The sequence below is a fragment of the Oscillatoria sp. HE19RPO genome (assembly GCF_024220515.1).
Taxonomy (GTDB): Bacteria; Cyanobacteriota; Cyanobacteriia; order Cyanobacteriales; family Laspinemataceae; genus Laspinema.
On sequence record NZ_JAMXOT010000470.1, the window covers coordinates 1 to 9231 of the forward strand.

A 9231-nucleotide genomic window follows, 5' to 3' on the forward strand; every position below is an offset into this window, starting at 1 on the left:
TGCAACAAATAAATCACCCAAATGCGATGCTTAAGGAACTAAAAAGACGTTCTTAGCCCGCGCAGGCACCGCTTCGTCCTGTGAGCCTCCACCCTTGAGGGTGTGGGTTTTTGGGTATTTTATTTTTTGGAGTTCCCTAAGCGGGTGTTAAATAGATTCGTGGGTGAGGCATCTTTGCGGTTTCAATCAGGGAACTCCAAAAAATAAAACCTCCAAAACGTTCGTTCGTAGTAACTGCTCAACGGAGTAGCCCCGTCAATGTAGGGGCGCAATGCGCAGGCCCCAAGGGCGCAAGCATTGCGCCCCTACACATACCTTCCTTTTAGTTGAACGGTTGGATGATTTATATTTTGCAATCCCCTCATGTCTCAGAGTCCGTGCAGAGATATCGGGATTATAACCCAAGGGTCTGATTCCCTCCTAAAAAAGTCCGGTGGAGGGGTTGCATAACTGCTCCAAACTTTGGTAAAGTTAAAACTCATGCTGGTGTAGCTCAGTTGGTAGAGCAACGCACTTGTAATGCGTGGGTCGCGGGTTCGACTCCTGTCACCAGCTTTTACTCAAAAATTTCTGGCTTCCTGGAACGACCGATGAAGCCCTAAATGTAGAGGCGATTCGCTTGCTCGCCTCTACATTTAGGGTGGATTCTCAAAATATGTCGAAGAAGAGAATCCCCCCTGATTATCAGGGGGGATTTTTAGCGGGGGGTCCGAGGTTTAATCGTCGAAATGGTTAATAATCGCCTCGGCAAACTCGGAACATTTGAGGGGTTTTTCTACCGGGGGTTCCATTAAGCGGGCTAAGTCGTAAGTTACCTCGCGGTTAGAAATAGCGCCACCAATGCCTTTTTTAATCAAATCGGCGGCTTCTTGCCATCCCATGTATTCCAACATCATGACGCCCGAGAGGATGACGGAACCAGGATTGATGCGATCGAGTCCGGCGTGTTTGGGTGCGGTGCCGTGGGTGGCCTCAAAAATAGCACATTGGTCGCCAATATTGGCCCCGGGTCCCATGCCTAATCCCCCAACGATCGCCGCTGCTGCATCGGAGAGATAGTCTCCGTTTAAATTCATGGTTGCCAGAATCGAATACTCATCGGGGCGGGTTTGGACCTGTTGGAAGATACTATCGGCAATTCGGTCATTGACCATGATTTTCTCTTTCCACTTGCGATCGCCGTGAGTCTCCCAGATGCTATCAAGCACCTGCTTCACTTCCTCGCAAACCACCGCCCGTTTTTCCTCCGTCAGGGAATCATAACCCGGGTCAATCTGACGAGCATTCTCTTCAATACTCAGGTCGGGATTTTTTTCCTTATTGCTCAAAATCCAGGATTCCCGTTCCGTGACGCACTCATTGCGAAACTCCGTGGTGGCTAGTTCATAACCCCAGTCCCGAAACGCCCCTTCGGTGTACTTCATAATATTGCCCTTATGGACCAAAGTCACCATTTGTTTGGCTTTGGGCAAGCGTAAGGCGTGTTTAATCGCACGGCGAACCAGACGCTGGGAGTTAGTTTTGCTAATCGGTTTGATGCCGATGCCGGAATCCATGCGAATTTGTTTTTTCCCATGTTCTGGGGTTTGAGGAATTAATTGAGTATTGAGAATATCAATTAATTTTTCGCAGATTTCCGTTCCTGCACGCCACTCGATTCCTAGATAAATATCTTCGGTATTTTCCCGATAAACAATTACATCCAGTTGTTCGGGGTGTTTATGCGGGGAGGGGGTTCCGGGATAATATTTGCAGGGTCTGACACAGGCATAGAGGTCGTGAATTTGGCGCAGGGCCACATTCAGGGACCGAATCCCGCCACCGATTGGGGTGGTTAAGGGGCCTTTGATGGCGATCCCATATTCTGCGATCGCCTTGTTGGTATCCTCGGGCAAATATTGATAGGTGCCGTATTTTTCGCAGGCTTCATCACCGGCGTAGATTTTAAACCAGCTAATTTTACGTTTGCCCCCATAAGCCGCTTCTACCGCAGCATCGATCGCTTTTTGGGAGGCGGGCCAAATATCTACCCCCGTCCCATCGCCGCGAATAAAGGGGATGATCGGGTTATCGGGAACAATGGGTTCACCGTTTTTAAAAGTGACGCGATCGCCAGTCGTCGGGGGAGTCAGTTTCTCGTACATAATCCACTTACGGTTAACTTGGGTTAAAGCTGAACCTTCAGCCTTTGAGTAGCGTATCAGAAGCCCTGGGATAAGCCGGTAATCAGTTTATCTTTTTCCTCCTGTATTCCCCGGGTTTGCGGGTGCAGACTTCCAGAGAATTCAGGACTTGATGACTTATTGGGGAATCTGCCCAAAAAAATTCGGTCAGGCCCCTTAAATTGGGACTGACCGAACTGATGAATTAGCGCTGAATTAATCGGACAAGGGTTCCTGAAATGTGTTCTTGTCGCGATCGCTGGTTAGATTAACCCTTTTGGCTCATTTTGCGGCGACGTGCGGCCAACAAACCACCAGCACCCATCAACAAACCACCAATCGTCATCGGTTCGGGGACCGCAACCGGGTCAGATCCACCGTCACCAGGGGGAGTTACAGGAGTTACAGGAGTTACAGGAGTTACAGGAGTTACAGGAGTTTCGGCGACGGGAGTTTCCGGAGTTTCTGCTGGCGGAGTGGCGACAGTAACGGTCGAGGGGCTAGTTTCTGCTACTTTGCTGCTGCCGCCGCGACTGCCTCCCAATGGGCCAACACTCTTGAGGCGGATGCCGAAACTCTGAGAGGTAAAGGAACTGAGGGATAGTCCTTCTGCGGAGACTATAAAGGTCGTGGTTTGATAGTCATCGCCACCGTTGATCCCACCGGAAGTGCCAATTCGGATGCCGACATCGTAGGAAGACTGTCCGCCGCCTCCGTTCATATTCACACCATCACCCAGATTGCCAGCGTTTCCATTTAAATCGCTGGCATCAAGGTTGACTGGCCCACCAGATACGCCACTCACGCTCACAGAACCGACGCCATCGGGAAGGTCGAAGTAAACCCCGTTAATATCGCCGATATTTCCAGTATTAGCTTCGGGTACGACGTTGACAGTAACGGTAATGCTGCCCGGATTGCTCGTATCGTCGAGGGTGACGTTGACGGTAGCTGGATCTCCGGTCTTAGGAGAAGCGTCGAACGTGATCGAGTCAGCTTTGGCTTGTCCAGGAGCAAAGGCAAGGGAGGCAGCAGCTAGACCGAGAGAAATTAGAGCAGTTTTGGTCAGACGGTTGGTAAAAGTTAAATTAGTAATCATGGTTTGACACCTTAGAGTTTAGAGTTAAGTTAGGAGCGGCTGGTCAAGAGATAAGTGTTTGTTTAGTTAACGTCTCTTGTGCTTATGTCTATGATTATTACCTTTACTTTCTACTTCGTCTAGGGGGTAAGCTCATTCTTTATCTAAATAAAATACTAGGCTAGGTGTTTTTAAAGATTGCAATAACTGCCTCGAATATCAGCTATTTTGCGGATGTCCAAATCTTTTAACTATGCTGTTGATGCATGACTACGAGAAAACACGGAGAATAATGAGGGGAGAGTACCGTTTTTGATTCAAACTAGCCCGGAACAGCTTTACATTCTGTTTCAAACAGGCGCATTGGGCTAAATATAGAGACAATTTGATTCTACAACCATACTACTGTTTTATAGGCCAATCGACCAGGCGATTAAATCCAAATCTCTAGCCTTAACCTCCAAATAGGTTGGTATTCCTGGAATTTCAGCCTCGTTCTTTAACTTGCCAACGGGCTTTCCTAAAGGATTTGAGAAGATTTACCTAAAGACTGGAAGCATTTGCCGCGACATCTGGGCACTGTTCGGTGTGACTTGACGGGAAACTGAGTCAGAAATATGGGGAAAGAGGCGAAGCGAATGTTTTATGGACGGACACCGCCAGGAAGACAATCACCCTTAAATATTCGTGATTCTCCAGAATATAGCTGATAATCGATATAAGAATCTTTCAACCTTACCCTTAAGCCGGTGAGTTGAAACCCTCTATTTAACGAGAGGTCAACCTATGAGCGATTTAATCAACAGCGCATCACCCACCCTCCCAGAGATTCCAGATGGCTACCTGAATATCATGGGGTACGTGGATGAATCCGAAGTGAATGGACCCGGAACCCGATCTGTCGTCTGGGTCCAAGGCTGTCTCAGAGAGTGTCCCGGTTGTTTTAATCCCGAATCCTGGGCTTTTGAAGCCAATCAGTTAATCGCCATTGATGAACTGGCGGATAAAATTTTGAGCAATTCCCGGAACCAAGGGGTGACTTTTTCCGGGGGTGAACCCTTTTGGCAGGCCACTGCACTAGCCGAACTCGGGAAAAAAGTTAAGGCAGCGGGATTAAATCTGATGTCTTTTACCGGATTTACCTTGGCGGAATTGCAGTCGCCCTCTGCGCCAGTGGGTGCTGGGGCCTTATTAGACCAACTCGACATCCTGATTGATGGTCCTTATGTCGAATCCTTGGCGATTCATTCCCCAGAATCCCCAGTTTCTTCCCGCAATCAACGGATTCACATCTTTAATGAAGCATTTAAGGATAAAATCACCTGGGCCAGCGACCAGATGGAAATCCACATTCTTAAAGATGGAACCAGGATTATTACAGGTTTTCGTGGACAATTGGGGTTAGAGTAGACCCGGTGGCATTCCGTGAAAGAGACTCCTCAAACTTCTCAAAAGCATTACAGTTCTGTGAAAGGATTTCTCGACATCAGGAAACGGTGACAAGACGCGGCATCGTTGCCTTGAAGGGTTCCCTGCGATCGGGAAACAATGAGGGTTGGGGCTCTTTTTCGTGAGTGCTATTCTGTGTAAAGCTAATTGTCGCAATTTCCTAGTCCATGACCCACATTCTTGTGATTGATGACGATCCGACTATTCGCGTAGTGTTGACGAGATCCTTGCAAAAACAGGGGTATCACGTTGCCGTTGCCAGTAATGGTCAAGAAGGAATGGAACAGGCTTATCGATTAGGGCCGGCATTAATCATTTGTGACTGGATGATGCCGGTGATGGATGGGTTGGAAGTTTGCCGTCAGATCAAAGCGCATCCAGAATTATCCAATACCTATTTTATTCTGTTAACCTCTCGGGGCGCAACGGAAGATCGGGTCGTGGGATTGGATACGGGTGCGGATGAATTTCTCTCTAAACCGATCGAAATTAATGAATTAAATGCCCGAGTTAGAGCAGGACTGAGGATTTATCAGCTCACCCAAGATTTGCGAAACTCTAAGAAAGCATTAGAAGCGGAACTAGCGGAAGCAGCGGATTACGTGCGATCGCTCTTACCGAACCCCCTGGATACACCCGTGGCGATCGCCAACCGTTTTATTCCCTCTCGTCAACTCGGTGGCGATTGCTTTGACTATTATTGGCTGGATTCTGAACACTTAGTCATTTACCTACTCGATGTTGCGGGTCATGGTTTAGCGGCGACCCTCCCCTCAGTTTCGGTCTTAAATTTGTTACGGTCCCACTCCCAGGTTGGCTTTGATTTCACCCAACCGGCTTCGGTTTTAACCGAATTAAATCAATACTTTCAAATGGACTTACAACAAGATAAATATTTTACGATTTGGTATGGCGTTTATAACCGCACCCAAAACACCCTATTGTACTCCAGTGCAGGCCATCCTCCTGCTTTATTATTATCGGGAACGCCAGGAAAACCGCCGACTCTCCAACCGCTTAAAACCAAAGGCTTGCCTATCGGAATGTTTCCCGAAGCCCAATATATCCAAAGTGTCTGTCACATAGAGACCCCGAGTACCTTATATGTTTTTAGTGATGGCGTTTATGAAATCAATCAGCCTGATGGCACCCTTTGGGGTCTGGATGCCTTTAGCAATTTGCTCACTTATTATTGGCAAAAAAATGGCCGGGATATTGATGGGTTATTAGCTCGCATCCGCAGTTTAAATCTCAACCCGACCTTTGATGATGACTTCTCCTTGCTCCAGGTAGAGTTTCTGGAATAACACCCGAGATTCACTTGCAAACTTTATCCTGAATTAAATATCGGAATTCACTTCATTTTCAAAAGTTTCTTCATTGGGATAAACTTTAAACACCCGGTCCATGCTGGTGAGTTCAAATAACATTCTGACCTGATCATTAATGGAACAGATGACCATCTTTGCACCGGCAGTTCGGACCATTTTCAGGGCGGAGACTAAAGCCCCTAGACCCGAACTATCAATAAAGGTTACATCCTGGAGATTGACCAGCACAATATTGGCTTGTTTATCCAGGCGATCGCGCACTTCACGGCGAAATACATTAGCTTGAGTCCCATCTAAAATGCCATTGGGACGAACGACTTCAAACTTGATGTCAGAACTCATCGGTTTGTTACTCATAAAGATGATAGGGGGCTTTCGAGCTGTCTTTTCTCTGATGAGAAAATAATAACAATTCATTCCAGTCTTCAGAATAGCAAGTCATGGATAATTTACCCAAATACTGGATTACCCATGACCCGATCTTCAACAAATCCCTAAGCCTGTTTAGGCTTAACCGTAGAAGCTACGTGCAATTCCTTCAACTGAATCCCATCAATGGGAGCAGGAGCACCCGTTAACAAACATCGAGCTTGCTGGGTTTTCGGGAAGGCAATCACATCTCGAATTGACTCTTCTGAAGCTAACAACATCACCAAGCGGTCTAAACCATAAGCAATACCGCCGTGGGGAGGAGTGCCATACTCAAATGCTTCCATTAAAAAGCCAAACTTATTATCCGCTTCTTCCTTGGATAAACCGATCGCCTCAAACACCCGCTCTTGAACCTCCCGCTGATAAATCCGCAGACTCCCTCCGCCGATTTCCAAGCCGTTGTAAACCAAGTCATAAGCTTGAGCCCGAGCATTTTTGAGGTCGTCAATATCTTCCGGATTAGGAGCTGTAAACGGGTGATGAATCGCCTCTAACCGCTTCTCATCAGCATTCCACTCAAACATCGGAAAATCGGTAACCCAGAGCAGATTGAGCTTGCTCTCCTCAATCACCCCTAACAGACGAGCCACAGATTGGCGGAGGCGATCGAGGGTTTTATTCACCGTCGCCGTATCTCCTGCTCCAAATAACAGTAAATCCCCCGATTGTGCTCCAGTTCGCGAGAGCAATTCCTGCTTCTGTTCCGGGCTTAAATTATCTTTAATCGCCCCAATCGTATCAATTTCCCCGTTATCTTTAACGCGGATATAAGCCAACCCTTTGGCACCGGCTTCGGCGGCTTCTTTGAATAAATCTCCACCGGGTTTGATGCGGACATTGGAAATGGCACTATTGCCACCGGGAATCGGTAACACCTTGACAATCCCACCCGCAGAAATTGCTCCGGAAAATACTTTAAAACCGGAGTCTTTCACCAAATCCGAGACATCCACCAATTCCATGCCATAACGAGTATCGGGGCGATCGGTGCCGTACCGGGACATCGCTTCGGTGTAGGTTAACCGGGGGAAAGGACGGGGGAGTTCAATGCCCTTAACCGTTTTAAAGATATGGCAAACTAAAGACTCATTCAACTCCAGAATTTCTTCTTGGGACATGAAACTCATTTCCATGTCAAGCTGAGTAAATTCCGGCTGGCGATCGGCGCGCAAATCTTCATCGCGGAAGCATCGGGCAATTTGATAGTAGCGATCTAACCCCGAAACCATTAACAACTGTTTGAATAACTGGGGCGACTGTGGCAAAGCATACCATTCACCGGCATTCACCCGGGAGGGGACGAGATAATCCCGGGCACCTTCTGGGGTAGAACGGGTCAGCATCGGGGTTTCAATTTCGATAAAGCCATATTCATCTTCCAGGAAGCGGCGCATGGCTTTAACCACTTGATGACGCAGTTGTAGATTTTGCGACATCCGTTCCCGACGGAGATCCAGATAGCGATATTTCAGGCGTAACTCTTCCCGCACAGTTTCCGTCTGTCCACTGGAAACTGGGAACGGCATCAGTTTATGGACGGCATTGAGTAATTCAATGCGATCGACGTAGACTTCTATCTCTCCCGTGGGTAAGTTGGGGTTGAGGGAATCGCTAGGACGTGGGCTGACCCGTCCGGTGATGCGCAGGACATATTCACCACGGATGGTTTCCGCATCCTTGTAGGAGGTGGGGGTGCGCTGGGGGTCAGAAACGATTTGGACGATGCCACTGCGATCTCGCAAATCCAAGAAAATGACTCCACCATGATCTCGTCGGCGGTCTACCCATCCACACAGAGTAACAGTTTCTCCAATATGTTCGCTTCGGAGTTGGCCGCAATAGTAGGTTCGCATGGTGGTCGCTTTACAGTTTCAGACGTAATGAGTGGACAAGTGAACGGCTAGAATGCCCCGGTTCTAGGGGTTCGATGCTCGATCGCAATCGGGGATGGAATGGGTGGGATTGCTGAGTTGGGGTCTTTGAAACAAATAACAGAGGCAAACTTTTAAAATCTAGCACGAACGGGTCATCGTGATGGCAGATTCTCTCCGGATAGACTTAAAAAAAATAGAGGGCGACTGATGGATCGCCCTCTATGATCGGGTGTTTACGCCGGAGGTTGCCTAGGAATTAGGGGGAGTGCCGTCGGGATTGAAGAGGGAGTCCCATGCGTCCTTAGCGGATTGAGCAAGGCGATCGCCCAGTTCACTCATTTCAGTGAGGATCTTGTCCCAGTTTTGCTTGGCATCCATTTCCATCAGTTTGATGGTGTAGGCAATCCGTTCGGGGTCCATGAGGCGATCGGTTTCAATCGTCTCCCTGGCTTGTTGCACCGCACTCAGATACGCTTCAGCGGTAAATTTGCTGGCCCCTTGAATTTCCGCTTGAGCGCGGCGTTTGATGGCTTCAAAAAGGGCCATCGTTTCCTGTTGCACCTGAGCGGTGGCATCAGGCATTTCTTTTTCCACCAGTGCTTTCGTCTCGGGACTTACTTCGACGAGGGCACGTTCTTTAGGCACTTGAGCTTCATCAGTCATGATTTTGTCTCCTACTAAATTTGATAACGTATTGCCTCTAGCCTAACGGCTAAAGTTGGACTCTGGACTGGGGACATGGAGTTCAAGTTTGTAGTAACGACTTCAGTCGTTCCCTAGTGACAAGGAATAGAGAGATAGGAAGATGGGGTTCCAGTTTGTAGTAACGACTTCAGTCGTTATCCCGTGATGAAAGCGTCAGCTTTCGTCACGCCCCTTTGGATGTCTGAGGGAACTCCAAAAAA

At 48.1% G+C, this 9231-nt stretch carries 7 protein-coding genes and 1 tRNA gene; 3 read left to right on the plus strand and 5 right to left on the minus strand.

Annotation, left to right across the window (positions count from 1 at the left end):
• The first annotated feature begins 482 nt into the window (after positions 1 to 482).
• Positions 483 to 555, plus strand: a tRNA-Thr gene (locus NG833_RS29675).
• Positions 556 to 716: 161 nt separating this feature from the next.
• Here NG833_RS29675 and NG833_RS29680 read toward each other — a convergent pair.
• Both NG833_RS29680 and NG833_RS29685 read right to left on the minus strand, forming a co-directional pair.
• Positions 717 to 2144: an NADP-dependent isocitrate dehydrogenase gene (locus tag NG833_RS29680; protein ID WP_254568862.1), complete on the minus strand. Its 1428-nt coding sequence runs from the start codon at positions 2142 to 2144 to the stop codon at positions 717 to 719.
• Between the two features lie 286 nt (positions 2145 to 2430).
• Entirely contained in the window at positions 2431 to 3261 is an 831-nt protein-coding gene (locus tag NG833_RS29685) for a PEP-CTERM sorting domain-containing protein (RefSeq protein WP_254568863.1), read from the minus strand.
• A gap of 765 nt (positions 3262 to 4026) precedes the next feature.
• On the opposite strand from NG833_RS29685, the gene NG833_RS29690 reads away from it, so the two are divergent.
• On the plus strand, positions 4027 to 4650 hold the full coding sequence (locus NG833_RS29690; RefSeq protein ID WP_254568864.1) for a 4Fe-4S single cluster domain-containing protein: 624 nt from the start codon (positions 4027 to 4029) through the stop codon (positions 4648 to 4650).
• Between the two features lie 206 nt (positions 4651 to 4856).
• On the plus strand, positions 4857 to 5996 hold the full coding sequence (locus NG833_RS29695; RefSeq protein ID WP_254568865.1) for a PP2C family protein-serine/threonine phosphatase: 1140 nt from the start codon (positions 4857 to 4859) through the stop codon (positions 5994 to 5996).
• A gap of 33 nt (positions 5997 to 6029) precedes the next feature.
• Here the strand turns inward: NG833_RS29695 and NG833_RS29700 are convergent, their stop codons facing one another.
• The 3 genes from NG833_RS29700 to NG833_RS29710 form a co-directional block, all read right to left on the minus strand.
• Positions 6030 to 6377 carry an STAS domain-containing protein gene (locus NG833_RS29700; protein ID WP_375293985.1) on the minus strand — a complete coding sequence of 116 codons (348 nt, stop codon included), beginning with the start codon at positions 6375 to 6377 and terminating at the stop codon, positions 6030 to 6032.
• A 137-nt stretch (positions 6378 to 6514) separates the two neighbouring features.
• Complete coding sequence (aspS, locus tag NG833_RS29705; RefSeq protein ID WP_254568866.1) at positions 6515 to 8305, minus strand: aspartate--tRNA ligase; 1791 nt, start codon at positions 8303 to 8305, stop codon at positions 6515 to 6517.
• Positions 8306 to 8575: 270 nt separating this feature from the next.
• Positions 8576 to 8989 (minus strand): hypothetical protein, encoded by a 414-nt coding sequence (locus NG833_RS29710; RefSeq protein ID WP_254568867.1) that lies wholly within the window; start codon positions 8987 to 8989, stop codon positions 8576 to 8578.
• Between the last annotated feature and the right edge of the window lie 242 nt (positions 8990 to 9231).

What these genes read in the sequence shown, in the direction of transcription:
- NG833_RS29680 (WP_254568862.1), bottom strand. Translation starts at nt 2,144, where the DNA reads ATGTACGAGAAACTGACTCCCCCGACGACTGGCGATCGCGTCACTTTT.
- NG833_RS29685 (WP_254568863.1), bottom strand. Translation starts at nt 3,261, where the DNA reads ATGATTACTAATTTAACTTTTACCAACCGTCTGACCAAAACTGCTCTA.
- NG833_RS29690 (WP_254568864.1), top strand. Translation starts at nt 4,027, where the DNA reads ATGAGCGATTTAATCAACAGCGCATCACCCACCCTCCCAGAGATTCCA.
- NG833_RS29695 (WP_254568865.1), top strand. Translation starts at nt 4,857, where the DNA reads ATGACCCACATTCTTGTGATTGATGACGATCCGACTATTCGCGTAGTG.
- NG833_RS29700 (WP_375293985.1), bottom strand. Translation starts at nt 6,377, where the DNA reads ATGAGTAACAAACCGATGAGTTCTGACATCAAGTTTGAAGTCGTTCGT.
- aspS (WP_254568866.1), bottom strand. Translation starts at nt 8,305, where the DNA reads ATGCGAACCTACTATTGCGGCCAACTCCGAAGCGAACATATTGGAGAA.
- NG833_RS29710 (WP_254568867.1), bottom strand. Translation starts at nt 8,989, where the DNA reads ATGACTGATGAAGCTCAAGTGCCTAAAGAACGTGCCCTCGTCGAAGTA.